Consider the following 24,398-nt stretch of genomic DNA (forward strand, 5'->3'; position numbering starts at 1 on the left):
AACCAAGCTGGCCGAACACAGAACCTGAGCTTTGAAGCTTGCGGTTGAGATCGGTTTTATTCAAAATCTTCAAGATAAATTATGATGAACATCAGACTCAAAGTTATATTATTGACGACGGTTGGGGTGGGTGCAATTGCCATGAGTTTTTGCAGAAATCCTTCACCGGAAGAAAAAATGCTGCGGCTTTTACGCGAGAGCAAGGCCACGGTTTTTAATTACCAAAATAATTTCAGCCCGGAAGCGCAACTGGTGTATCTCGATTCCTGTATCAAAACAGTTCCTGCATCAGAAGAGGGGCAATTATTTAAACTTTACCACTTCAAAGCCAATGTTTTGGTGCAGCTTGGAAGAGCGAAAGAAGCAGTAAGCATTCTCAAAAAACTGGAAAATGACCCGAATCCAATTTACGAGCGGTTTGGCATTACAAGGCGGGTGAAAGATGATCTTGCGGTTGCTTACCTTCGGCTTGGCGAGCAAACCAATTGCATTACCAATCATTCCATCGACGCATGCATACTGCCCATAAAAAATGGCGGCGTTCACCGCGATATGAGCGGCTCCAAAGGCACCATTGACATTTACAAAAGGTTGCTCGCAGAACGACCTGACGATCTGGAAGCGCTTTGGCTGCTGAACGTTGCGTATATGACCCTGGGTAAGTATCCTGAAAGTGTCCCCAAAAAAATGCTCATCGCAAACCTGGATAAAGCAGACGAAACGAGCATTAATGCATTCGAAGACATTGCTCCGGGCCTGGGACTGGATGTCAAAAATATGGCGGGCGGAAATATCATAGAGGATTTCGACAATGATGGCTATCTCGACCTGATCATGTCCAGCTGGGATCTGAGTGAATCCATGCATTATTTTAAGAACGATGGCAATGGTTCGTTCGAGGACAAATCTGCTGCTTCCGGATTGGACAGATTTACCGGCGGCTTGCACATTATGCAGACCGACTTTGACAACGATGGTTTCAAAGATGTGTTTGTCATGCGTGGAGCATGGCTTAGCGGCAAATTCGGTGAGCAGCCCAACTCGCTTTTGAAAAATAATGGTGATGGCACATTCACCGATGTGACCATTGACAGCGGTTTACTTTCGTTCCATCCTACGCAGACTGCAACCTGGAACGATTTCAATAATGACTGCTGGGTGGATGTTTTCATTGGTAACGAAACCAGCACTGGCGTCAGCAATCATCCGTGCGAACTTTACCTGAACAATAAGAACGGCACTTTTACCGAATCCGCCAAGCTTGCCCATGCCGGGATAGAGGCATTTGTAAAGGGAGTTACATCCGGCGATTTTGACAATGACGGTTGGAATGACATCTTTTTGTCAACAATGAGTGGAAAGCGGATTTTGTTAAAAAACAAAGGCTTAACCGGTTCCAAATCCGGCAATGTTTTATTTGAAGATGTATCTCAAAAAGCTGGTCTGGATCTGGATCAAAACAGGAGTTTTACAACCTGGTTTTTTGACTATGACAATGATGGCTGGCTGGATATTCTGTGCGGCGATTATACCATGGAACACAATCTCAGCTATTATGCGGCTGCCGAACGAGTGGGCGCTTCACCCCGTTTTCATGGCCAGCCAGTTCTTTACAAAAACAATCACGACGGCACATTCAGCAATGTGACAAATGCAATGGGACTGGATAAAACGGCTTTTGGAATGGGCGGAAGTTTCGGCGACATTGATAATGATGGCTTTTTGGATATTTTCCTTGGAACCGGCAACCCGAGTTACAAATCACTGGTACCCAATAAAATGTTTAAAAACATGGGTGGAAAATCATTTGCGGATATTACATCATCGGCGAAGGTGGGAAGCTTGCAGAAGGGTCATTCAGTTGGATTCGGGGATATGGACAATGATGGCGATCAGGACATTTACATTGAAATGGGCGGTGCGTATTTTGGCGACGCATACCAGAATTCCTTTTTCCTTAACCCCGGGCAAGGTGATAACAACTGGGTTTCCATCGATCTGGAAGGAATTACAGCAAACAAAGCAGCCATAGGGAGCAGGCTAAAAATCACTATCCGCGAGAATGGCGTTACGAGGCACATTTACCGGGATGTGAACTCCGGTGGCAGTTTTGGTTCTGCTCCTTTCAAAAGAGAGATCGGGGTGGGTAAAGCAACACAAATTGACGAAATTGAAATCAGATGGAACGGGAGCGGACGCATTCAAAAAATCCAGAACGTCGCTGTAAACCAATTCATTAAGGTAAAGGAAGGGATTGATAAAGTGGAAAGGCTGTCCCCTAAGAAGTTAGCCTTTAAAGACAAATCACATCACGAAATTCCAATTTGCCAGCCGGTTGCCAAGGCGTCTATTTAGTATGTTGTGTTAATTCTTTGGGCACAATGGTGTGCTCATTGAATTCACCCTATCTACAAAGACAGCACCATATTCTGTTCGCTGGAAAGCATTTAAGTTCTTAGCAGAGTTAAGGAATTAAAGCTTTCCGGCGGCAAACCGATTATCTTCAAGCGTAGGCCTGTTTAAAGATTACTTTGTAATTTAGGGTGAATGATTTAGCACTTAATCACGGGACGCCATGGCAGGTGCAGGACAGAAACTGTGTACAGATAAAGAAGGCAGAAAATGCAAGACTTACTATTTGACTTTATAGCAAAATATGTTTCTTTGACAGAAGATGAAAAGAATGCCATCATCTCCTTGGACACCTTTCGGACTTTCAAAAAGGGTGTAATTCTTTTACGCGAGGGACAAAATTCTAATGAAGCATACTTTGTATTGAAAGGCTGTATTCGGGCTTACTACATTATTGACGGAGAAGAAAAAACAACTGCATTCTATACGGAAATGGATGCCCTGACACCGCCTTGTGTGGTCAATAAAACACCTTCCGAATATTACATATCTTGTATTGAAGACTCCATCATTATTATTTCAAATCCTGAAATGGAAGCCGAGATTTTCGATAAATTCCCAAAATTCGAATCGCTTTGCAGGGTTTTGTCAGAAGAACTTTTAGCTAAACAGCAAATCAATTTTGACGAGTTCAAGACTTCGTCCCCGGAACAACGCTACCTAAACTTATTGCAATCACGGCCTGACCTTATTCAACGTGTGCCACAGCATCAATTAGCGAGCTATTTAGGAATCAAACCCGAGTCTTTAAGTAGGTTAAGACCAAGAATCATGGCCAAAAATAAGTGGTAGGGCTCATTTCTTAACTTAAGTCAACGAGTCGTGGCATCTGGCCAATCTAACTTTGCATTATCATTTAAAAAACCAATCGTAATGATATGCAAAAGATAGTTTTACTGTTCGCTTTGACCTTAATGGTGGCAAGCACTCTCCCAGTTGAAGCTCAATATGCCAAACAAGACAGTACTTATAAAAAGTATTTTGTAGGCAGTACATTATTTATGCTCGCAAACCTTATACCTGATAATAATTCGCCTGAGATGGTTTATCTCAACTTGGGTTATCGCATTACAGGAAAAGATGTAATTTCAATTGAACTCAAAACTTGGAAATATGGCTGGCCAATTGGCATTCCTTTTGGGAAATCATATGAAGCAGACGGAGAAGGGTTTCCAGGTTATATTCGTGAACACGGAGTGTCACTTTCCTATTACAGGTTTTTATGGAAAGGTCTTTTTACCCAAATTGACGTGATGCCTGCTTTTCAAACTTTTGTGAATGATAACGGTAAAAAGATTGACAATGGATTTCAAATCTTTAACACTTATTCCATTGGTTATCACATTAAACTTTTCAAAGACAGGTTTTTCATACAGCCTTCAATAGCAATAACGCATCGTCCCTATCAATCAAAAATGCCTGATTCGTTTAAACAGGTTGATGATAGATGGTCAAGATTCTTCTTCGGGCAGCCGGGATTGCATTTTGGATATAACTTCTAATGGCAGTTACCAAATATCTGCCATCACTTCGTCCCTATCACGACAAATGAACATTATACTCCATCCAAAAAACTATATTTACAAATCAGATAGCGACTTTATAACTATCATTATCTATACGTTAGAAGTCAATGATCTTGAAAAGCCACGCACATAACGCTCATTGAGCGTCTGTATGTAGCCTTTTTTGAAGGACAGATTATTATACAGATTGGTGGTGCTTTTATTATGAATATTTTACTTGTGGCTGGTCCTGGGATATCACTGAAAGAGCCTTATAACAGTGGTATTGAGGCGTTTATAGTTTCTTTTGCCAACCAACTTGTTAATGAAGGACATGCTGTGGATGTCGTTGCGGAGGAGGCGGAAGCCAGCGCTAGATTTTTGCTCGTAAATCCGTTTACCGCATTTTCGTCAGAAAAGTCGGACTCTTGTAAACATTCCGAAGAAAAGCGTCAGTTCGGAGATATGAATGTCGGTTCATATGATGTCATTCACTACAACATGTTTTACCCGCATCTGTTAGAGGCAGGATTGCATTTCACCAAAACTTCAATTCTGACGCTGCATTCACCGGCTGACAGCAAACGAATATCAGCGTATCAAAAGCATTCGCGGGAAAGCGATGTAACATTCGTAGCGATATCAGAACGGGTCAAACGTCAATATGACCAGGCGCTTGAGATAGATATGCCGCTGATAAACAACGGCATAAACATGGATCTCTGGCCCACAAAAAGCTCGGAGGACCGTGCGTATTTGCTTTGGTCGGCACGAATCAACGAAGAAAAGAATGTTGCAGCTGCCATTTGCGTGGCAAAGCATATGCAGCTGCCGTTGAAGATTGCTGGCAGAATTGTTGACCAACGTTATTTTGATGAGCAGGTTAAACCGCATCTCAACGATCAAATTCAGTATGTTGGCCACGTGACGCAGCGCGAACTGAGCAGCCTTGCGCAAAAAGCGTTTGCTTATCTCGCAACCGCAACATGGCAGGAGCCCTTTGGCTTGGCTGCCTTGGAGATGTTGGCGAGCGGCGTGCCAGTCGTTGGCTTCCATACCGCTGTTCCGCCGGATTGGGAGCATGAAAGCGTATTAACAATTGCATCGCTGCGCTGGGAAGACTTGGTAGAGCTGGTTGAAAAGAGCAATGCTGTCAGTCCTGCTGCATGTAAAGAATTTGCATCCAGCATGAATATACAAAATATGACCTCGAACTATTTGAAGCTGTATAAGGAAGTATTATTTCAAAAAGGCGTCGGTAAAAAAGCTATATCTGCAATATGAAGATTGCTGTTATAGCCAAAACCAGACTGCCAATCGCTGAGCCATTTCGGGGAGGCCTGGAAGCATTTACCCACGCATTATGTAAAGAGTACATACGGCTCGGTCACCGAATCACTTTGTATGCCCATGCGGATAGCGACCCTGACCTGAATGTAAAGGGATTTTACGGTAATGCGCATCGGGAAAATGAGTATTTCGAGATATATGAGACCGATGAGTATCTCTCGATACTTGAAGATATTGAACAAAATGATTTCGATATTGTTCACAACAATTCGACGCATGAGCTGCCGATACTATGGGGCGTGAAAGCTCCAATTCCGGTGGTTACGACCATACATACGCCTCCCATCAGCAAGTTAAAAGCAGCGATTAAGATTTGCTCCGCCTCTAAAAATCTTCGTTTCGTCATGCCCTCCAAATCCTTTGAAGCTGTGTGGCAGCCTTATCTGAATAACGGTTCAACAGTCATTTATAATGGTGTTGACCTGGATAAATGGCCGCTCATACGCACCAGTCGGGATTATCTATTTTGGTTTGGAAGGATCGTGCACGATAAAGGTCTGGACATCGTGATAGATGCGGCCCACGAACTTAATATGCCCTTAAAGTTTGCCGGGCCGCTCGACGATCAAAAGTATTTTGATGAACAAATCAGCCTTCGCATGACGGAAAACGATACATACCTGGGCCATTTAAAACAGTCTGATATACACTTGCATATGAAAGGCGCAGCCGCTGTGGTCAATGCCGTCCGCTGGGAAGAGCCGTTTGGCCTTACCAACATAGAAGCCATGTCGTCGGGCGTGCCGATAGCCGGATTCGACCGCGGTGCTTTTGTTGAATTGATAAATGTTGAAAGCGGCGTTGTTGCGGAGCAAAAAAACGTGAAATCTCTTGCCAAAGCAATCGCAGCTGCGATACCACTTGACAGCAACAAAGTCAGGCGCCACGCAGAAACATTTTCGTTGAGAACGATGGCTCAGCGCTATATTAATTACTTTGAGGAATTGATATGAGGATACTCCTTGTTGCCGGACCATTCATTTCGCTGCGTGAGCCATACAATGGAGGCACGGAAGCATTCATCGTTGAGCACGCAAATGCATTGGTGCGCCTGGGGCATACAGTCGACGTGATCGCAAAGGACGCGGATGAAAAAAACCTGTTTCAGGTAATTGAATTTCATGAGAGCCCGCTTAGCATGAAAGATAATGCGTACAGGCCCTGTTCTGAATCGCTTGGACAGCATTATTATCAGACGTTTCAATATGGAATGTTTGACGTTAGTCGCTACGACATCATCCATTATAATTCATTTATACCCGAAATCTACGCAGTTGGCGCGCTCTTCAAGACGCCAAGCGTACTCACATTGCATCTGCCGCCAACAGAAAAATTTGTACTGATGTATACATTTTTTATGAAGCATGCTCCTGTCGTACTCATAGGCATTTCGAAGCGGATGAGCGAACAATGGAAGGAATTTCTCGGCAAAGATGTCGAGGTGATTTTAAATGGAATAGCATTCGATAAGTGGAAGCTACACGACCGAAATGCGGACGGATATTTGCTATGGAGCGGGCGTATTGCGAAAGAAAAGAATGTTGAAGCCGCTATACATCTGGCCAATCATTTAAAACAGCCACTAAAAATTGTCGGTCCCATATTTGACAAAAAATATTTCAGTGACCATGTCCAGCCGCAGCTAAACGAATATATTGAATACATCTCCCATGCCACGCAGCAACAATTAAGTAATCTTGTTACAGGTGCCTCCGCGTATCTGGCAACCGCTATTTGGGAAGAGCCTTTCGGCCTGAGTACGGTGGAAATGCTTGCAAGTGGCTTACCCGTAGTAGGGTTTTACACCGCCATTCCTCCGGATCTGCGTAACGAAAAAGTTTCAATAGCAGTTGATTCACATAACTGGCGCGATCTTATAAAGCCGTTAGAAATCGCTAAAAAATCGGAACCGGCAGCGTGCAGAGACTTTGCAGCATCATTTGATATGACAAAAACTTCCGCGGCTTATGTAAACGTCTATGAACGCTTAGCGAAAAACCTCAGGCGATGATAAGGCCCACGATTTTCTATTTTGTACATGCGCACGGGAATGGCCATAGGGCAACATTCAATATGTTGTATCCGGCATTGTCAGTCTTTTTTGAGGTTATAGCGATCACAACGAACAGCGAAATAACCGGGTATTTGCATCAAAAGCACGGCGTTCAGGTGCTGGAATTGCCTCCAAAGTATCCGGCTGGTTACGAAATCCCGGAGCATACATTTTCAAAAGCTTTTGAAGTGACGCCGTATGCAATAGAGCCAGCAGATCGGGCAAAAGCGCTGGCCGAAGCGATAGCGCGCTATAAGCCAAAAGCTTTCTACTGCGACGGTGTTCCTGAGTTGGCCATCATGGTTCGGGGAATGGGCGTCCCGGTGGTTCTAGTCCACCTGCCCGGAAATGTGATGAACGACCCGACACAGGTTTTTGCGCATGAACTGGCGGATCATATTGTGGCTCATTTTCCTGCTTCTCTGGAACAGTCGGATTACCATTTTGCATCCAAAACATATTACTGCGGATATATTTCACAATACGCTGGGCATGCGTCGGACGCCAGCAACCGTTCAGATATTGACAATGTAACCATCATTTTAGGCTATGATAATTACGATGAATCAATCCTTAAAAATATCACGAAAGATCAGAATACACAGTTTACTATTATTGGAAACAAGCGGGATTATGATTTAGGTAAAAATTGCAAACTGCTCGGCCAGGTTAAAGACATTAGCAAAGCCATTGTTGGAGAAGTTGTGATTTCCGCAGCTGGTCAAAACACAATTGCGGAACTTTTGTCGCTTGGTAAACGATTGATCCTGCTTCCGGAACCCAGACCATATGATGAGCAAGTAGTTCATGCAAATGTGTTAGCTAATCAAAATATTGCGCTGTTAGCGCAGGAAAATTTCAGTGCTGAGCAATGGCAGAACCTGCTGCAAAAAGCGAAGGTATTTACACCTTTTTATGAAAACTTGGTGAATGTGTCAGCACCTGATGAAATAGCGCAAAAAATGAAAAACTGGTATGCCTGAATTTAGTATTGTAACGATTGTTAAAGGAAGAAGAAAGCAATTAGCCAATCTGCTTGAATCTATAAAAGCATCAACTATTCTTCCCTACGATATACAAGTTGTTTGTATGGACGACCTGGATGGAATTGCCATTCCTGATGGTTTGAATGTGAATTTCCATTTAAATAACAAAATCCATGAGTTGCCACTAGCTGCGGCACGGAACACGGGAATAGCCGCTGCAAAAACAGACAATGTCATTCTCATAGATGTAGACTGCATTGTATCTCCAACGCTGTTTGCAAATATGCTGACAGCTTTGGAAGTGGAAAATATCATTACAGCTTATCCTTTATATCTGCCAGTTTTGCCGGACACAGGGAACTATGATGAGCTAAAAAATAAAGCCGTAACGCACCCTGGCCGGGAGCGCATACCAGTCGGCGAGCCGGTTGAACATTTGCTATTCTGGTCTTTAATATTTGCTATTCAAAAGCAAACGTTCGAAAAAATTGGTGGCTTTGACGAGTCGTTTATTGGGTATGGGGCAGAAGACACCGATTTTGCCATGATGTTTCACAAGGCGGACATTAAGCTGATCTTTGTACACGATCACGTATTACACCAGTATCACGATAAGCACGATCCGCCGGTAAACCATTTTCATTCGATTATTGAGAACGCGATGCGTTATAGGGAGAAATGGAATGTTTTGCCTATGCAGCGCTGGTTGAAAGCATTTGAAGAAATGGGCTTAATAAAAATCGATCAGGCAGATCACATCACCGTCATTCGCAAACCTACGGATAGTCAGATCAAAGACAGTGTTTCGCCCCATCCATATTGATACGAGCGTCGGTGTGGTGCCATGTCTGTGATGGGGATCTAACCCGCGTGGCACTGGGGTTGGAACGGATCTCAAACAGCATGATTAATGGCAGATAAAATCCGATATAAGACAAAAATTGCAATCATAGGTGCCGGTCAAGCCGGTTTATCCGCAGCTTACCATTTAAAGAAGCAAGGCTTATCGATAGGCCCCGATTTCATCGTGCTCGATTCCGCCCCTTCGGCAGGTGGCGCCTGGCAATTCCGTTGGCCTTCTCTCACGCTGAGTACGGTAAACAGAATCCATGATCTGCCCGGAATGTCTTTTGAGGAAACGCTTGATACAGGTAACAAGACTGTACAAGCCAGTAAAGCAGTGCCTCACTACTATGAGCTTTACGAACAGAAATTTGGCATCAGAGTTTATCGCCCGTTGAAAGTGGAAAGTGTTTACCTGCACAAGGAGCGGTTTTACATTGATTCGTCCGAAAGGCTATTTTCTGCATTAGGCATCATTAACGCCACCGGCACCTGGGAAAATCCCTACATTCCTGAGTATCCGGGAGCTAACCTCTTTATAGGTGAACAGCTGCATACACGAGATTTTAAAACTGCCGATTACTTCAAAAACAAGCATGTTATCGTAGTGGGTGCTGGGATATCTGCCATTCAATTGCTCGACCAGATTTCAAAAGTAACCACTACCACCTGGGTCACCCGGCGCCCGCCAGAATTCAGAGAAGGGCCTTTTGACGACGTAGCTGGTCATAAAGCCGTTGCCATGGTGGAAGAAAGGGTTAGGAATGGGTTGCCTCCTTTGTCTGTCGTTTCCGTTACCGGTTTACCCTTGTCGCCAGAAATAATTGACATGAAAAACAGAGGTGTACTAGAACGCTTTCCCATGTTTAGCGAGATTACAAGGAATGGCGTAAAATGGGATGATGGTAGGGAGGAAAAAGCCGACGTTATTCTGTGGAATACTGGTTTTCGAGGAGCATTGCAACATTTGGAACCGGTTTTACCCAGAGAGGAAAGTGGCGGTATAATGATGGCTGGCCGGTTCGCAACAATGGTTGCCAAAGAGCCACGCGTCCATTTGCCTGGATACGGCCCATCGGCTTCCACCATCGGCGCCAACAGAGCCGGACCGGCGGCTGCCAGGGAGTTGATGGCCACATTGGGTCTGGCCGGAAACCGCGAACTTTGATTGATTATGTATGAATTTCTGTCGTTTGCGCAAACAAGCAAGTAATGCTATTCTGCGATCCGCAATGCAAATGTTCAGATAATTTTAATGCGAACCGGGCCCTTGAAATCCTTAATGTCAACAGGTATTCCCTTTTGTGTTATGGTTACGCTACCCTTGTTATGCAAATCAATTGCAACGCCGAGTACATCTTTCATATGCTTACGCCAGTCGTCAGGAAATAGCTTGCGTGCAATTTCAGAGGGACAAGTGCTTTTCTCAGCACCACGATGAATGGCAGTAGATAGAATGGTTGTTGCTATTTTCTCGTAATGCTGCATGCGTATGCTTTTGAAATAATTTGTCGAAAACTAAGAAGATCCAGATCTACTGCCAAACTATATGCTCGAACCTTACTCCTCTGCTCCTGCCCTATTGGTGGCAAAAAATAGCTTGCTAATTCCTGTCAGACCTTTCCGGCCCAAAACTAAGAATATAATCTTCACCATCAATCCTAACCATCATTCCAAAACCTAATCGTGAGCCACGCGGAAGAGATAGAGCGGTTACAACAGCCTCCATATTGGTAAAAGCATTTAAATGTTTTCTTATTTTAGCTTCACTCGCATCCACCTTCTTACCTTCGGGAGATGCTCCCCGTTTTTGTATTCAATACCAGCAGGGGTTGCCTCCCATTTGTTCAATGCAGCTTTCCTTTCAGCAGCAGCGAGTGGCTTTGCTGCTTCCTTTTTAGAAGGTTCCAGGTTTAGTTTAAATTACGAGAAAGCAAAAACATACACGAGTTTAGGCATTCCACTCTTTTCAAGGAATTCAACCACAGCGGTGGATACCACTGCGGAGAGCCACAAAGCTAAAAGTTTCAATCCCGTTGTCTGTTAATGACCTGTAAAAGAATCTTAAAGGAATGTAAAAGTGGCTCAGATGCCAACCGTTGAAGTTTTTGCAGTGAGTAATGTCAAAGATACTGAGGTTCGGTGCAAGATTATAGTTGTGCTTGTTTTATATATAAATAATTTATATGTTAGCACTTTGTAGCATTTCTATTCATGGGGAGATTGTTTTGTGAATATTTATTAAATGAATTCCAACTAAAAACTCTCATCCAACAATCAAATTCAGGCCCTCAAAATTCCTAACCCGGAAATATAATGCGATACTTAATAGGAATGCTTCTGATTGTATCAATGTTGAACTGCAACCAAAGTCAGAAGGATTCTGCTGCAAGCAATGGGAAAGATTCGACTGAAATCAAAGCCAGCATTAAAAGAATAAAACTGGATTCTACAACAATTCAAATCTCTAGTCACAATAAATTTGATTTTTTTTATTTTCAAGATTACTTTGGTGAAGGGTCCGTTCATTACGAATTAAGTAAACTCAATGGCTCAACCACTTTTCGTTTTTTCTTCGATCGTGATGTAAAGTTATTTCTCGTCGCCTTGGATGGAAAGCCAAATACAAAGACAGTTATGATTCATCCGGGAGAGTCCATTGAAATTTCAGACACTATTTCTAATGGAAATATTTTCGTTGTTAATAATAATGCTGTAAGAAGTAATGAGCTTAATCTCATCCATTCCATGAATAAGCAGATTGGAACAGATCTGGAAGGATTTTATCAATATACCCCGCGTGTAAATTATAGTACAAAGCAGATTATTGATTCTGCCAATCTGCTCTATGAAAAGAGGCTTGCATTCTTAAATGATTATAAACGAAAATATCCGATTTCTAAGGAGAATCATGCTCAGTTAGCGGCTACACTCAATTATATAAAGTATGATAATATTGTAAGCCTATATGCAGAGGGTTTCAAGCCACTTGATAAAGAAATAATTAATTTCATCAATGATAATCCCGTTTACGATGAAGTCAATGGGAAGGCTGATGAACGGGCTTGGAATTACGCCTATTACATCGCTCGGAATCATATGAGAAATAAGTCATTAAGTCCGGTTTCCATGTTTGATGAGGCGTCCCAAGTTTTTAAAAACAAAACCAGAGATCGCGTATTATTCCAGATTGTTGCCAAGGCTTTTCGTGAGGGAGACGATTCACTTGGTAACTTGCTAAAAAGATATTCAAATATATCCACTGATCAACCCCTAAAGGATTACGCCGAAGAGAATTTTCAATTGGAAAGGTTTGATTCCGAAACGACGTATCAACAAGCCAGTTTAATTGGCACGGATAACAAGGAAATTACATGGGCTGAGTTGCTGGACAAGAATAAGGGCAAGGTAGTCTATATGGATTTTTGGGCAAGCTGGTGCGCTCCTTGCATTGCTGAAATGCCTGGCTCTCATCAATTAAAAGAAAGTTATGACGGCAAGAGTGTAGCGTTTGTATATGTCTCAACCGACGATTTACACCGGGCGTGGATTAAATCGGCTGCACGGAATGGACTGAAAAATGAGAACAGCTTCCGTCTCAAGGGAGGAAATTACTCGAAAATCAAGGATACATTTAAGATTAACGCAATCCCGCGCTACATGATTTTCGATAAAAATGGAAATCTTAAAATTTCCTCTGCACCTCGTCCCAGGGAAAAGAAAACCCGTGAATATTTAGACCGCTTACTTTAACGTAACTGTGTCTTGTACTAATGACTGATTTATAGGAACCACACCATTATTTCAACAACTCATGAAGCGCTATTTGTAACTTAGCCACATTAACCTCAAAAAAATACCTTCAATATGAAAAAGAGAATGCTGGCCTTAATCGTCTTTTCATTCTTATTGCCGCAAGTAACAATTGCGCAAGTGGACAACCAGGCATCGAGGCAAGAAGCCATCAAATTAGTAATAAGCAACTATGAACAGGCTTGGAATCGCCATGATGCCAAAGCATTAGCGGAGCAATATCATACGGATGCCTCTTGGGTTAACTGGTTTGGAGCGTATTACAAAGGTCGAGTCGAGATTGAGAAGCACTATCAAACCACGCATGCAACTTATTTCAAAGCAACCCAGTTTACCACCCGTTCCGTTGAAGATATCACCTTTCTCAAACCGGATATGGCCCTCGTTCATGTCCGCACGGATCTAAGCGGAGATGAACGCTATCCCGGTCAAACATTCCGGTTTCGACGAACGATCCTTTTAACAAACAAGGATGGCGGTTGGCGGATAGCGGCGGGCCAAAATGCGAAGCTTAATGAAGGGATAGACTAGCTCTTCACCAGATTCACTTGTCATCAGCTATCAATGCACCAAGAAATGTCGCGGAGTAGCCACTGAATGTCATAAGTAAACGGTTAATCAACTCTTTTGGCAAAAGTATCTTGATAAATACAGTATTTGCGCTGTTGCAAACATAAACATTGTGCTCATATCAACCACGTTGGCAGTATTTGAATTGCTAATATTGGCCGCACCCATCAGGGCAGTACAATTACTAAACATGCCTGACACACTTGTTACTTCTAACAAATGGGGCAAATCAGTATGCTCTTTGTTCTAAGCAATCCATTTCACATATTTCTTCCAGTTATGTTGTTCTTTAAATCCCAAAACTTCACGGATTTTGCGATTAGAAAACAATGCTTCATGTTCCTCCAATTCACGGGTGATGGGTACACCTGGAAAAAACCGTTTAGCCAATTCAATGCTGGGGATGATCGCACCGTTATGATCATTTCCAGCGTTGAAAATCTGATAACCAAGGCCATCTTTTTTCAAACATAAATCCACAATCTGTCCCAAATCACGCGCATCAATATAACAGAACGCATTCCTGCGACGCACCTCAGGATTTTTGAAATAATGCGGAAACAGTTGAGCGTATTCGTGAGGCTCAATCACATTCCCGATACGAAGCGCATAAATGTCAAAGCCTGACCGTCGCTGAAAGCTGCGTGCCGTTTTCTCATTCACAACCTTTGACAATCCATAGCTATCCATTGGATCGACATCATAATCCTCTTCCAAAGGCAGCGCATGAGGGTCGGTTTTACCGTCCGAAAAACAAATTCCATAAGTGGTTTCTGATGAAGCAATAATAATCTTTCTAATTCCAAGCTTAACAGCTGCTTCAATCACATTGTATGTGCCTATGGTGTTAACCCAAAAAGTTTCATTATCAGGTTTGATCAAGATCCTGGGCACGGCAGCAAAATGTACAACGGCATCAAATGGTTGTATGCCAATACCCGGTTCCAACTCATCTAACCCGGCATACGATCGCATGGCATTAAACATTTGTCCGGAATCCGTAATATCAGCGATCAGATTGTCCACGCCTGGATAATCCAAGGGCACCATATCTACATTCATTACTTTATGTCCCTGGTCGAGCAGGTAAGGTATCACGTGCTTTCCTGCTTTTCCCGATCCCCCCGTAAACAATATTCGCATTTGAGTCATGTATTCTCCTGTTTAATAAGTCGGCGAAATTAATAACTGGTTTACAGCGTAGAACAGCGCAGTTTAATGGTTAATTCCATTCCGCTTCTGCTGCCGTTGTGCGGCAACGCATTTAAATCAGGACAAAATCATGGAGAAGACGATCCTAGCACATTTTCTGGCAAAACTATTCCAACCAGGGCGACGTCAAAATTGCCTCAGGTCAAAGCGGTTATCCGGACTGCTGTAATGCGTTGTTAAGCCCAGGTCATGAAATACGGAGCTGACATAAAGCAGCTCGGGGTAATATTTTCAATAATGCTGGATGAGCAGCACGACAATTTCACTTGCTAGAAAGCTGTATTTGAACAACACCCAAACCCTGCTGAAAACCGTGGACTAAGCAAGTTGCAGCACCAGTGGCATATTGGCACTATTCAAAGTTACATCCTCTATATCAACTGCTTGACCATACCTTTTAACACAATCAATGCCCGCATCCATATCTAAGAAACAATCAAACAAAGGACTGACCGCAATGATGTAACCATTGGTGGCTTCCAGATTGAAATAGCATTTACCTTTGGCAAGAAGCTGCTTGTCGAAACGATGATGCTCCTGTGAAAATTTGCGAACTTTACTAATCTCAACCAGGCATGAATCCCTTGAATGATGACCGTCACTGGTTAGAATGACCTTGCCGGTTTTAGACAGCAAAGCAAACCGGAATTGACCGGCAAGACTTTCACTGATTGTGAATTTTTCCATTGGTAAAATTTGTTAGAGGAGGTTATTCATTATTGAATTGCCTTGATTTAAAGATCTAGGCATTTGTTTTAATGTTTGATATCAATCAAAAACAGACCAGATTCCGACTTCAATTGAAATCCGATATAGTTTAAGACCATCAATTGTATTTATCACTTTGCTTTCTTCATTTCCGGCAGTAAAGATTACCTCTATGCCACTTGCAATGATTCTTTCGCAGGTTGCGTAAAATTCCTCTATCAAATGCGGAGAACATACATACAAATTGTTAAGCTTATTCATTGTTGTTATATATGCCATATCTGAGTTGAGGATATTTATTTCTTCCTTTTGCGAGAAGACTAGTTTTTAAGTTAAGGTTTACATATTGAAGACCAATGTCTCGGGACACCAATCTGATAATGAGCAACTCCGAAACCATGTCGATAAAATCAACCTTCAATGAATCCAAAGGCCATGTTTTCAAAAGGCTCATACAACTAGTAGTGTAGTCCGGCCCAAGCAAATATCCAAATATTTTATTTATTTACACAAATAATACTACAATTAGTTCATCAGCATAGTGTACCATTAATCTATCCGGCAAGCACTCATCTCTAAAAAGAAACCTATCCAGCCATACGCAAGCAAATCCATGCATCGGATCGGTTTTTTTGCTTAGTTTGCGGTGAAACTGGATTATCGGTGATTATGAACAAAAACGGTGAAATTATTATAATTGAAGACGATGCTGACGATCAATTCTTTTTAGAAGAAGCGTTTGTATCGTTAAATTACAGCAATAAGCGCGTATACTTTTCAGACGGACTCGCAGCCCTCGAATATCTTCACAACGCTAACTCCTTACCATTTTTAATATTGTCAGATATCAACCTACCCAAGCTAAACGGGTTTGAACTGAGAAATAAGCTTAACAATGACGCCGAGCTGAAATTGAAATGCATTCCTTACTTATACTTCACCACGGCGTTAAACCAGCAGGCGGTGATAGACGCATATAGCATGTCAGCGCAGGGATTTTTTGTGAAGACGGCAGATCTTGATGACTTGCAGGATACACTACGCGTCATCATGGAATACTGGATGAAATGCGCCGCTCCGAACAATTTCTAGTCGAGACATTTGTACTGAATAAGAACGAAGGAAAATTCTTAATGAAGAATTAGCGGTTATATGTAACTTAAATAGCGTAACTTACATACTTACCACCCCAGACTTTCATTATGGAAATCTCTTATACTCTTTCGCATGTGAAACGGTTATTTGAACATTCAATTGATTTACAGATTCGTTTTCAAGCTGCTTACCAAAAGAGCTTACTTGTAAGCAAAAAGATCAAGGTGATCACCTCAATGTCGGAGAGCCTCCTCATTAATCGCAAGGCCAGATAAGGCAAGGAAAAACGCACCCACAGCATCCTCACGCTGAAATATCTAGGCTTTGAAAACATACTTCTAGGCGCCAAAATCAATGCCATCTTTGGAAAGGATTGATTCCTCGGGCAGTGAATAGCCGCGGCCAGAGCGCCAACATTTAATTCGTTAGCCTGATCTGGCAGAAACTTCAAACTCTTCTTTCTCGTTCCGCCCTGCTGTGCGGCGTATTCAAAAGATCTCCACATATAATTCTTCGGTAATCGCCCGCTTTTTTGAATTGGGATCATTCCCTGTTCAAGCAGCTTGACACGTGCGGCTATAAAACTTGTAAACACTGGCATACTTATTGACTGGCCGGGCGCATTTCAATTTCAGGTTTTACAGTTTGAATTTACTATGAAAAAAAGTTACAATTCGTTGATCATGCTCAGCGCGTCGGTTCTCCAACTGGCAATTCCGCTCAGCATCGTGGGACCGGAAGCAGTTGCCGCAGGAGCCGGCAAAGAGGTCCATTTTAATGCAACCAGCCCTAGTGCATGGTTCCGGCAGGCCGACCGGGTTGTTACCGGCACGGTACGGGGCGACAACAATGATGCGCTGCCGGGTGTAAGTGTGGTACTGAAAGGCACCCAGAATGGTACTACGACGGACATTGATGGAAAATACACGCTCAACATTCCCGACGGTTCGGGGGCGACGCTCGTGTTCTCGTTTGTAGGGTACGCCACGCAGGAAATTGCAGTCGGTGCCAATGCGACGCAGGATGTGGTACTAGCCTCAGACACGCGTGCATTGAACGAGGTTGTGGTGGTCGGATATGGAACGCAGAGGAAAAAAGACCTCACCGGCGCGGTGGCTATTGTTAACGTGCAGGAATTGCAGCAGCAACCTACCTCGCAGATCACCAGTCAGTTACAAGGCAGGGCTTCGGGTGTGACCGTGCTTGGTTCAGGCCAGCCGGGCGAGGCTCCACAGATTCGTATCCGTGGGATCAACACGTTTGGAAACAATTCCCCACTGTACGTTGTGGATGGAGTTCCTACGCAAAACATCAACGACATCAACCCGAACGATGTGGCTACGATGCAGGTGCTGAAAGATGCCGGTTCTGCATCGATCTACGGTTCGCGGGCTGCAAATGGGGTGATCATTATCACGACCAAGCGCGGCAGCGGCAAAGTAAAGATCCAGTACGATGCCTACGCGGGCATTCAGCTTCCAAAATCCGGCAATGTGTGGCATCTGCTGAACCCGCAGGAAACCGCCCAGCTCAAATACAATGCCTTACGGAACGCCAACCCGAATGATCAGATCAATGATCCATTGTACGGCAGCGGCGCCACCCCGGTGTTACCCGACTACATTACGCCTCAGGGAGCCAGCGAGGGAGATCCGTCTGTTGACCCCGGACTTTACAATGTCAACCCGAATTACACCAGTTCCGACGAGTACAATAACTTTTACCGGATCATCCGGGCCAATAAAAGTGGTACAGACTGGTTTCACGAAATCTTCAAGCCTGCCGCCATTACCAGCCACAACCTCACAGCAAGCGGCGGCGGTCCGCAGGGAAATTATTTGTTTTCGCTTAATTATTTCAACCAGCAGGGAACACTGATCAATACGTACCTGAAACGCTACACGATCCGGGCGAATAGTCAGTACAATGTAAACGAGCACGTGAGGCTGGGAGAAAACATTGCATTCTCCGTCTCAGATAACCCGCGGATCAATGCGCTGACGGAAGGCAGCGCGATCGGGATGGCATTCCGCGAGCAGCCGATCATCCCGGTGCGGGATATTATGGGAAACTTTGCGGGAGGTTATGGTCAGGGATTGGGGAATGCGGATCATCCGGTCGCCATTCAGGACCGGATGCGCAACAATGCAGGCCAGAGCAACCGCCTTTTTGGCAATATGTACCTGGAAGTCGATTTTCTCAAAGATTTTACATTCCGGACGAGTTTCGGCGGCGAGCTGTATTCAGGCCTTTTCCGCTCGTTTACTTATCCTGAATATGAAAACCAGGAAAATACCACCACCAACTCCTACACCGAAAATACATTCAGCGGCTTTAACTGGACTTGGAGTAATACCGTGAACTGGCAGCATAATTTTGGAGAAATACACGATTTGAAAGTGCTGGTTGGTACAGAAAATTACCGGAACCGCGGCAACCTCGTCGGCGGGACCACTACCAACTATTTTTCATTCGATCCCGAATTTACCAACCTTTCCACCGGCTCGGGCTCTCCCACCAATTACAGCGGAAGGTTCAAAGATGCGCTGGCTTCACTGATCGGACGTGTTGACTATTCGCTCAGAGACCGCTACCTGCTCGGCGCAACGATCCGCCGCGACGGCTCGTCACGGTTCGAAACCTACCGGTATGGCTGGTTTCCGGCTGTTAGTTTTGGCTGGCGCATTTCGGAAGAGGAATTTCTAGGGGACATTGCCTGGGTTGAAGATCTAAAAATCCGCGGCGGCTATGGCATCATGGGTAACCAGCTGAATGTCGATCCTGCCAATGCTTATACAACGTATGGTCAGGACCGTACTTCCTCCTTCTACGATATTGACGGAACAAACCAGACCACAATGATGGGTTTGCAACGTACCAGGATCGGAAACCCGGATGCCAAATGGGAGAAAAACATCAACAGCAATATCGGTATCGACGCCACGCTTTTCAAGGGTAAGCTCGACCTGACCGTGGACTATTATCGCAAGCAGATCAAGGATTTGCTGTATAACCCTGAGCTGGCCGGTGCTGCCGGACAGGGCGCAGTGCCTTTTATTAACATCGCCGAAATGCGCAACCAAGGTGTGGACCTTTCTGCATCGACGGATTTCAATGTAACCAGTGACCTTAAACTAAATGCGACCCTCACATTCACAACCTACGCAAACAAGATCGTTTCGCTGGCCGAAGGTGTCGATTATTTTGATCAGGAGGGAAGAAGGTTTAATGGAAGCTACATTGTGCGTAATGCAGTAGGACATTCCATCGGAGAATTTTTCGGGTACAAAGTGGCTGGTTTCTGGAATTCGCAGGAAGAAATCAATGCAGCCAACTCGCAGGCGCAGCAAAATTCCGGAAATACCGGCACGATTTATCAGTCGGACGTGGCGGTGGGCAGATTCAGGTATCAGGATACCAACGGCGACGGGATTGTGAGTGCAGCCGACCGGACATTTCTTGGAAATCCAAACCCGAAATTTACGTACGGACTTAACCTTGGCGGAAACTACAAAGCATTTGATTTCAGCATTTTCCTTTATGGCTCGCAGGGAAACGACATTTGGAACAATGTAAGATGGTGGACGGATTTCAATGCGAATTTCCAGGGCGCAAAAAGCGAAACTGCATTATACGATTCATGGACGCCGGAAAACCAAAATGCAAAAGCGCCGATCCAGGAGACCGTCGGTTCGTTCAGTAGTGCCAATGTTCCCAATTCCTATTTTATCGAGAAAGGTTCCTACCTCCGCGCCCGCAATGCGCAGATCGGGTTTACATTCCCGGAAGCAATTTTGAAAAAGCTGAAAGTGGAACGTCTGCGGTTGTACGTTCAGGCTGCGAACCTATTTACCATTACAAAATACTCGGGCCTTGATCCGGAGATTGGTACGACGGCCAATACCAACAACAGCTCGGGCGGAAGTCTAAACCAGTCGTTTTCGACGACCACATCATTTGGTATCGATGAGGGGGTTTATCCCAATCAGCGCCAGTTCCTGATCGGGCTTAACCTTGGATTTTAATCTCAAACTTTTGAAAAAATGAAAATCAGATATTCATTACTTATCAGCATCATTGCATTGGGTCTCACACTAGACTCCTGCAAAAAAGACCTCGATATAGGCGCACAGGGCGCACTATCCGAAGAGCAGCTCAACACCCGCGCGGGCATAGACGCATTGTTACACGGAGCTTACGCTGCGCTCGATGCCCAGCAGCATGATAATCAGAACCTTAGCGGGACCAGCTCGTGGGAAGCTTCGCCATCCAACTGGGTATTCGGGAGCGTGGCGGGCGGCGAGGCGCACAAAGGCAGCGACGGGAGTGACCAGCCTGCCATTGATGCCATCGCAAGATTTACGGCAGATCCCAGCAACAGTTATTTCAACAGCAAATGGCGGTCCGTTTACGAAGGTGTGAACCGCACCAACACGGTGATCCGAGTGCTTGCGGGGGTTCCATCAATCAGCGATGCCGATCGTACCCAAATCACTGCCGAGGCGCGGTTTCTGCGCGGACATTATTATTTTGAATTGAAAAGAATGTTCGGCAATGTACCCTGGATCGATGAAAATGTGGAAACGAACGAGACTTCGCGGGTGCCCAATACCGAGGACATCTGGCCACGGATCGAAGCCGATTTTCAGTTTGCATACGAAAACCTGCCCACCACGCAGCCGGAAGTTGGCCGCGCAAACAAATGGGCAGCCGGTTCCTACCTTGCCCGGTCTTATATGTACCAGCGCGAATATCAGGAAGCAAAAAGGTTGTTTGACGTCATCATCCCGCAGGGAGTTACGAGTAATGGATTGAAATATGCACTTACCCGGCGTTTTGAGGATAATTTCGACGCAGCCACCGAGAACAATTCGGAAAGTGTATTTGTGATCCAGATGGCGGTTCATGATGGCACCAACTCCATTGCCAATGGAAATCAGGGTGATATGCTCAATTTTCCTTATGGTGACAGTCCGTTCCGCTGCTGCGGATTTTACCAGCCGAGCCACGATCTGGTCAATTCCTACCGGACTACCGAGGCGGGGCTGCCTTATTTCACCGATTACAATGCGCATGCCGTAAAAAATGATCAGGGAGTTCCGTCCAACCAGCCATTTACACCCGATCCGGGCCCGCTCGACCCCCGGCTCGACTGGACGGTGGGACGTCGCGGATTGCCTTATCATGACTGGGGCTACCATCCTGGCGCGCGCTGGATACGCAGTCCGGGGCAGACTTATGCGGGACCTTATTCGCCCAAAAAGAACATTTACTGGCAGGCTACGCAGGATATTTACGCCGACCAGAGCACGTGGGCGCCGGGAACAGCCATTAACTATAATGTGATCCGTTTTGCGGATGTACTGCTCATGGCTGCGGAAGCCGAGGCGCAGCTTGGAAATTTTGCGCAGTCACAAACGTATACCAACCTGGTACGCGCGCGGGCTGCCGATCCCGTGAATATTTTGCGCAAATACAAAAATGACGCAGACCCGCTGGCCGGCTTCTCGACCGTAGCTGCCGCAAACTATAAAATCTCGGTTTACCCGGCCGGCGCATTGGCGGGAATGGGAAAAGCGGGTGCATTGAATGCCATCTATTTTGAGCGGAAACTGGAACTGGCTTTGGAAGGTCAGCGCTTTTTCGACCTGGTACGCTGGGGCATCGCCGAGCAGACGCTCAATGCCTATTTCGCTTACGAAGGCCGGTTAACGACCGATATCCGCGGCGCGCGTTTTACCCCAAACCGAAGTGAGTATTTTCCCATTCCACAACGCCAGATTGACCTGAGCAACCAGGCCGGCCAGTCGGTTCTGACGCAAAACCAGGGATATTGAGGATTTTAGTTAAACAAAGAGAACAGGCCGTTACATTCAGACATGTAGCGGCCTGTTCTTTTTTATAGTTCCTCTGTTTATACGTACCAATTATGACTAAATAAATTTGTAGAGCTCAGTCGGGGCATGAACTACTAAGAATTTAAAACTGCTTACGGATGTCGGCCACATTATTGACAGTCACTTCCAAGGCAGAAGCAATCTGGTCGTCAGTTAGCAAAGATTGCTTGACCAGGTTTCGAACTGCGTTTTCAGTCTTTTCCTGTTGGCCTTCAATTCTGCCTCTCAACTCACCTTCTTTACGACCTTTCTCAACAAAAATATCTAACGTGCTTATAACTGTTTCTTTGATTTGTGTGGGCAACGATGTTATCAGCTCAACGATTTGCTGCTCACTTAGCTCACTGTTTATGAATGTAGCCGTCCAAGAGGTGCATTGTGAAATCCGCGCAAATCGTAACTTTTAGGATTGCAGGATATAATCGCAGCCTTCAAACTGTTAACAGTATCATACTATCCCGCAACTGGCTATGATCAAATTATTCAAGATACTTAATAGCCTTCAACTTCGCTACACCTCTCGTTCCCCAAAAATTGAACTTTGTTTTACCCGAGGATATAACAATCATCCCGTCTGCCCCATATTTACAAGCCTTAAATCCTGCCATTTTTATCGCCTCAGATCCTGTGTGGCTTTGATACAATGAATAGCTAGTTTTGCTATCAACCAGGCAGATAACTTCATATTTCCGCTTTATGTTGTTAGCATCATGATAAACATCCAACGGACAATCTTTAACCTTCCCTTGTTCCAAACCGGATAATTCAGACACCTTTACAGAGCAGGAAAGTGTTGTCATTGCGAAAAAAGCAATCGTACATTTTTTGAAGATGGTCATAACAAAATTGGTTAAATTGATTTCGGATAAACTACATTACGTGGTCTGATTTGTTCTTATTTTGCCAGATTACTAAATCGTCTTTTATAATTTTTTTTGAAAGAATCTAAACTCCCTGGTGCAATAAATTTCGGTGTATCATTCTTTACCTTGAATGAAAATCCTACAATTATATCATTTGAAATAATCACAAGAATTCCTAAAAATAACATTGTAACAGGAGCCACAAAACAATCGTCAAAAGCTCTAAAATAATCTTCAACTATCAATTCTCTTCAAGACTAATAATTGCAAAAAGAGACTGCGGAGTCTTCAATTTTCATGCCAAAGAATAATGCTTTTAACTACCGATCGTTGGCAAATTTTCATAGTGTTGCTTCATCGAGCGTTCGTTCAAAGACAACTTACCAATCGTGTTAACGATAGAGTGCCATCTCATCTTCCCGCTTACTACTATACCGTAAAATAAGATTTTCTATATTTTATGTTAGAATCTTTCAATATTACCCTCTCTAAGTAACCGTGAGGATAATAACCGTTCCCTTTTAATCCAACCAATAATCCCTTTCATTTATGGCAGAACCCTTTTTATCAGAAATCCGTCTGGTCAGTTTTTCATTCGCTCCCAAAGGCTGGGCGCTGGCCGACGGACAGTTAATGCCCATTAACCAAAATCAAGCGCTATTTGCACTTTTAGGAACGACCTTCGGCGGTGATGGCCGCGTAAATTTTGCATTGCCGGATTTTCGTGGCCGAACGCCTTTGCATGTCGGCGGCGGGCATGCGCTGGGGGAACGCGCTGGTGAGCAGGCGCATACTGTCAGCATTCAGGAGCTGCCCACCCACGCGCACTTGCTCAATGCCCTGGATACGGGAACTGCGGACAACAATGTCAACAACCCCGCAGGCAACTTGTTTTCCAATTCAAAACCCGCAGACCTGTATCAAAGCACAACGGCTAATCTCGTCCCTCTATCTGCAAATACAATCGGTGGCGGTGGCGGTGGTCAGGCACATTCGAATATGCAGCCGTTCCTGACGATCAGTTTCTGTATCGCACTGCAGGGGATTTTCCCGAGCCCATACTAGCAGTGACCTTTCTCTATTTTATACAT

The 24,398-nt window shown here is 44.5% G+C and carries 23 protein-coding genes; 15 read left to right on the forward strand and 8 right to left on the reverse strand.

The annotated features are described in order from the left end of the window. Positions 1–81 precede the first annotated feature (81 nt). From LZG73_RS07650 to LZG73_RS07690, 9 genes are all read left to right on the forward strand, one after another. Positions 82–2,355, forward strand: coding sequence for a CRTAC1 family protein (locus LZG73_RS07650; RefSeq protein WP_233847315.1), 2,274 nt, complete (start codon positions 82–84; stop codon positions 2,353–2,355). A gap of 267 nt (positions 2,356–2,622) precedes the next feature. Beyond that, on the forward strand, positions 2,623–3,204 hold the full coding sequence (locus tag LZG73_RS07655; protein WP_233847316.1) for a Crp/Fnr family transcriptional regulator: 582 nt from the start codon (positions 2,623–2,625) through the stop codon (positions 3,202–3,204). Between the two features lie 86 nt (positions 3,205–3,290). Further along, on the forward strand, positions 3,291–3,914 hold the full coding sequence (locus LZG73_RS07660) for a hypothetical protein (protein ID WP_233847317.1): 624 nt from the start codon (positions 3,291–3,293) through the stop codon (positions 3,912–3,914). 228 nt (positions 3,915–4,142) lie between these two features. Then, positions 4,143–5,201: a glycosyltransferase gene (locus LZG73_RS07665; protein WP_233847318.1), complete on the forward strand. Its 1,059-nt coding sequence runs from the start codon at positions 4,143–4,145 to the stop codon at positions 5,199–5,201. Then, entirely contained in the window at positions 5,198–6,220 is a 1,023-nt protein-coding gene (locus tag LZG73_RS07670; protein ID WP_233847319.1) for a glycosyltransferase, read from the forward strand. Before LZG73_RS07665 ends, LZG73_RS07670 begins: the two co-directional genes overlap by 4 nt. Further along, positions 6,217–7,278, forward strand: coding sequence for a glycosyltransferase (locus LZG73_RS07675; protein ID WP_233847320.1), 1,062 nt, complete (start codon positions 6,217–6,219; stop codon positions 7,276–7,278). Before LZG73_RS07670 ends, LZG73_RS07675 begins: the two co-directional genes overlap by 4 nt. Further along, the gene (locus tag LZG73_RS07680; protein WP_233847321.1) at positions 7,275–8,303 is read left to right on the forward strand and encodes a glycosyltransferase; all 1,029 of its coding nucleotides are present in this window, start codon (positions 7,275–7,277) and stop codon (positions 8,301–8,303) included. The genes LZG73_RS07675 and LZG73_RS07680 overlap by 4 nt, the downstream gene beginning before the upstream one ends. Beyond that, positions 8,296–9,129 (forward strand): glycosyltransferase family 2 protein, encoded by an 834-nt coding sequence (locus tag LZG73_RS07685; RefSeq protein WP_233847322.1) that lies wholly within the window; start codon positions 8,296–8,298, stop codon positions 9,127–9,129. Before LZG73_RS07680 ends, LZG73_RS07685 begins: the two co-directional genes overlap by 8 nt. Positions 9,130–9,216: 87 nt before the next feature. Continuing rightward, positions 9,217–10,317, forward strand: a complete 1,101-nt coding sequence (locus LZG73_RS07690) for an NAD(P)-binding domain-containing protein (RefSeq protein WP_233847323.1) — start codon at positions 9,217–9,219, stop codon at positions 10,315–10,317. A gap of 74 nt (positions 10,318–10,391) precedes the next feature. Here the strand turns inward: LZG73_RS07690 and LZG73_RS07695 are convergent, their stop codons facing one another. Beyond that, positions 10,392–10,637 carry a DUF3253 domain-containing protein gene (locus tag LZG73_RS07695; protein ID WP_233847324.1) on the reverse strand — a complete coding sequence of 82 codons (246 nt, stop codon included), beginning with the start codon at positions 10,635–10,637 and terminating at the stop codon, positions 10,392–10,394. An 828-nt stretch (positions 10,638–11,465) separates the two neighbouring features. On the opposite strand from LZG73_RS07695, the gene LZG73_RS07700 reads away from it, so the two are divergent. Beyond that, on the forward strand, positions 11,466–12,902 hold the full coding sequence (locus LZG73_RS07700) for a TlpA disulfide reductase family protein (protein ID WP_233847325.1): 1,437 nt from the start codon (positions 11,466–11,468) through the stop codon (positions 12,900–12,902). Between the two features lie 114 nt (positions 12,903–13,016). After that, complete coding sequence (locus LZG73_RS07705) at positions 13,017–13,493, forward strand: SgcJ/EcaC family oxidoreductase (RefSeq protein WP_233847326.1); 477 nt, start codon at positions 13,017–13,019, stop codon at positions 13,491–13,493. Positions 13,494–13,580: 87 nt separating this feature from the next. Here the strand turns inward: LZG73_RS07705 and LZG73_RS25625 are convergent, their stop codons facing one another. From LZG73_RS25625 to LZG73_RS07720, 4 genes are all read right to left on the reverse strand, one after another. Continuing rightward, a complete protein-coding gene (locus LZG73_RS25625; protein ID WP_409014321.1) occupies positions 13,581–13,733 on the reverse strand; it encodes a BspA family leucine-rich repeat surface protein in 153 nt (50 codons plus the stop codon). A 45-nt stretch (positions 13,734–13,778) separates the two neighbouring features. Further along, a complete protein-coding gene (locus tag LZG73_RS07710) occupies positions 13,779–14,684 on the reverse strand; it encodes an NAD(P)-dependent oxidoreductase (RefSeq protein WP_233847327.1) in 906 nt (301 codons plus the stop codon). Between the two features lie 378 nt (positions 14,685–15,062). After that, entirely contained in the window at positions 15,063–15,431 is a 369-nt protein-coding gene (locus LZG73_RS07715; RefSeq protein WP_233847328.1) for a YegP family protein, read from the reverse strand. 81 nt (positions 15,432–15,512) lie between these two features. Continuing rightward, on the reverse strand, positions 15,513–15,731 hold the full coding sequence (locus LZG73_RS07720; RefSeq protein ID WP_233847330.1) for a hypothetical protein: 219 nt from the start codon (positions 15,729–15,731) through the stop codon (positions 15,513–15,515). 390 nt (positions 15,732–16,121) lie between these two features. Between LZG73_RS07720 and LZG73_RS07725 the strand changes: the two genes are divergently transcribed. Further along, positions 16,122–16,544: a response regulator gene (locus LZG73_RS07725; protein ID WP_233847332.1), complete on the forward strand. Its 423-nt coding sequence runs from the start codon at positions 16,122–16,124 to the stop codon at positions 16,542–16,544. Positions 16,545–16,734: 190 nt separating this feature from the next. Here the strand turns inward: LZG73_RS07725 and LZG73_RS07730 are convergent, their stop codons facing one another. Next, on the reverse strand, positions 16,735–17,148 hold the full coding sequence (locus LZG73_RS07730; RefSeq protein ID WP_233847334.1) for a hypothetical protein: 414 nt from the start codon (positions 17,146–17,148) through the stop codon (positions 16,735–16,737). 55 nt (positions 17,149–17,203) lie between these two features. Between LZG73_RS07730 and LZG73_RS07735 the strand changes: the two genes are divergently transcribed. Both LZG73_RS07735 and LZG73_RS07740 read left to right on the forward strand, forming a co-directional pair. Further along, positions 17,204–20,572 carry a TonB-dependent receptor gene (locus tag LZG73_RS07735; protein ID WP_233847336.1) on the forward strand — a complete coding sequence of 1,123 codons (3,369 nt, stop codon included), beginning with the start codon at positions 17,204–17,206 and terminating at the stop codon, positions 20,570–20,572. 18 nt (positions 20,573–20,590) lie between these two features. Next, positions 20,591–22,384 carry a RagB/SusD family nutrient uptake outer membrane protein gene (locus tag LZG73_RS07740; protein ID WP_233847337.1) on the forward strand — a complete coding sequence of 598 codons (1,794 nt, stop codon included), beginning with the start codon at positions 20,591–20,593 and terminating at the stop codon, positions 22,382–22,384. 142 nt (positions 22,385–22,526) lie between these two features. Here LZG73_RS07740 and LZG73_RS07745 read toward each other — a convergent pair whose 3' ends face one another. Then, entirely contained in the window at positions 22,527–22,748 is a 222-nt protein-coding gene (locus LZG73_RS07745; RefSeq protein WP_233847338.1) for a hypothetical protein, read from the reverse strand. Positions 22,749–22,923: 175 nt separating this feature from the next. Next, positions 22,924–23,283: a hypothetical protein gene (locus LZG73_RS07750; protein WP_233847339.1), complete on the reverse strand. Its 360-nt coding sequence runs from the start codon at positions 23,281–23,283 to the stop codon at positions 22,924–22,926. Positions 23,284–23,856: 573 nt separating this feature from the next. Here LZG73_RS07750 and LZG73_RS07755 point away from each other — a divergent pair. Next, complete coding sequence (locus tag LZG73_RS07755) at positions 23,857–24,372, forward strand: phage tail protein (protein ID WP_233847340.1); 516 nt, start codon at positions 23,857–23,859, stop codon at positions 24,370–24,372. Positions 24,373–24,398 lie beyond the last annotated feature (26 nt).

This window comes from Dyadobacter sp. CY326, assembly GCF_021390515.1.
Taxonomy (GTDB): Bacteria; Bacteroidota; Bacteroidia; order Cytophagales; family Spirosomataceae; genus Dyadobacter.

Excerpts from the sequence above, each read along its gene's own strand:
- LZG73_RS07650 (WP_233847315.1), top strand. The coding sequence starts at position 82 with ATGATGAACATCAGACTCAAAGTTATATTATTGACGACGGTTGGGGTG.
- LZG73_RS07655 (WP_233847316.1), top strand. The coding sequence starts at position 2,623 with ATGCAAGACTTACTATTTGACTTTATAGCAAAATATGTTTCTTTGACA.
- LZG73_RS07660 (WP_233847317.1), top strand. The coding sequence starts at position 3,291 with ATGCAAAAGATAGTTTTACTGTTCGCTTTGACCTTAATGGTGGCAAGC.
- LZG73_RS07665 (WP_233847318.1), top strand. The coding sequence starts at position 4,143 with ATGAATATTTTACTTGTGGCTGGTCCTGGGATATCACTGAAAGAGCCT.
- LZG73_RS07670 (WP_233847319.1), top strand. The coding sequence starts at position 5,198 with ATGAAGATTGCTGTTATAGCCAAAACCAGACTGCCAATCGCTGAGCCA.
- LZG73_RS07675 (WP_233847320.1), top strand. The coding sequence starts at position 6,217 with ATGAGGATACTCCTTGTTGCCGGACCATTCATTTCGCTGCGTGAGCCA.
- LZG73_RS07680 (WP_233847321.1), top strand. The coding sequence starts at position 7,275 with ATGATAAGGCCCACGATTTTCTATTTTGTACATGCGCACGGGAATGGC.
- LZG73_RS07685 (WP_233847322.1), top strand. The coding sequence starts at position 8,296 with ATGCCTGAATTTAGTATTGTAACGATTGTTAAAGGAAGAAGAAAGCAA.
- LZG73_RS07690 (WP_233847323.1), top strand. The coding sequence starts at position 9,217 with ATGGCAGATAAAATCCGATATAAGACAAAAATTGCAATCATAGGTGCC.
- LZG73_RS07695 (WP_233847324.1), bottom strand. The coding sequence starts at position 10,637 with ATGCAGCATTACGAGAAAATAGCAACAACCATTCTATCTACTGCCATT.
- LZG73_RS07700 (WP_233847325.1), top strand. The coding sequence starts at position 11,466 with ATGCGATACTTAATAGGAATGCTTCTGATTGTATCAATGTTGAACTGC.
- LZG73_RS07705 (WP_233847326.1), top strand. The coding sequence starts at position 13,017 with ATGAAAAAGAGAATGCTGGCCTTAATCGTCTTTTCATTCTTATTGCCG.
- LZG73_RS07710 (WP_233847327.1), bottom strand. The coding sequence starts at position 14,684 with ATGACTCAAATGCGAATATTGTTTACGGGGGGATCGGGAAAAGCAGGA.
- LZG73_RS07715 (WP_233847328.1), bottom strand. The coding sequence starts at position 15,431 with ATGGAAAAATTCACAATCAGTGAAAGTCTTGCCGGTCAATTCCGGTTT.
- LZG73_RS07720 (WP_233847330.1), bottom strand. The coding sequence starts at position 15,731 with ATGGCATATATAACAACAATGAATAAGCTTAACAATTTGTATGTATGT.
- LZG73_RS07725 (WP_233847332.1), top strand. The coding sequence starts at position 16,122 with ATGAACAAAAACGGTGAAATTATTATAATTGAAGACGATGCTGACGAT.
- LZG73_RS07730 (WP_233847334.1), bottom strand. The coding sequence starts at position 17,148 with ATGCCAGTGTTTACAAGTTTTATAGCCGCACGTGTCAAGCTGCTTGAA.
- LZG73_RS07735 (WP_233847336.1), top strand. The coding sequence starts at position 17,204 with ATGAAAAAAAGTTACAATTCGTTGATCATGCTCAGCGCGTCGGTTCTC.
- LZG73_RS07740 (WP_233847337.1), top strand. The coding sequence starts at position 20,591 with ATGAAAATCAGATATTCATTACTTATCAGCATCATTGCATTGGGTCTC.
- LZG73_RS07750 (WP_233847339.1), bottom strand. The coding sequence starts at position 23,283 with ATGACCATCTTCAAAAAATGTACGATTGCTTTTTTCGCAATGACAACA.
- LZG73_RS07755 (WP_233847340.1), top strand. The coding sequence starts at position 23,857 with ATGGCAGAACCCTTTTTATCAGAAATCCGTCTGGTCAGTTTTTCATTC.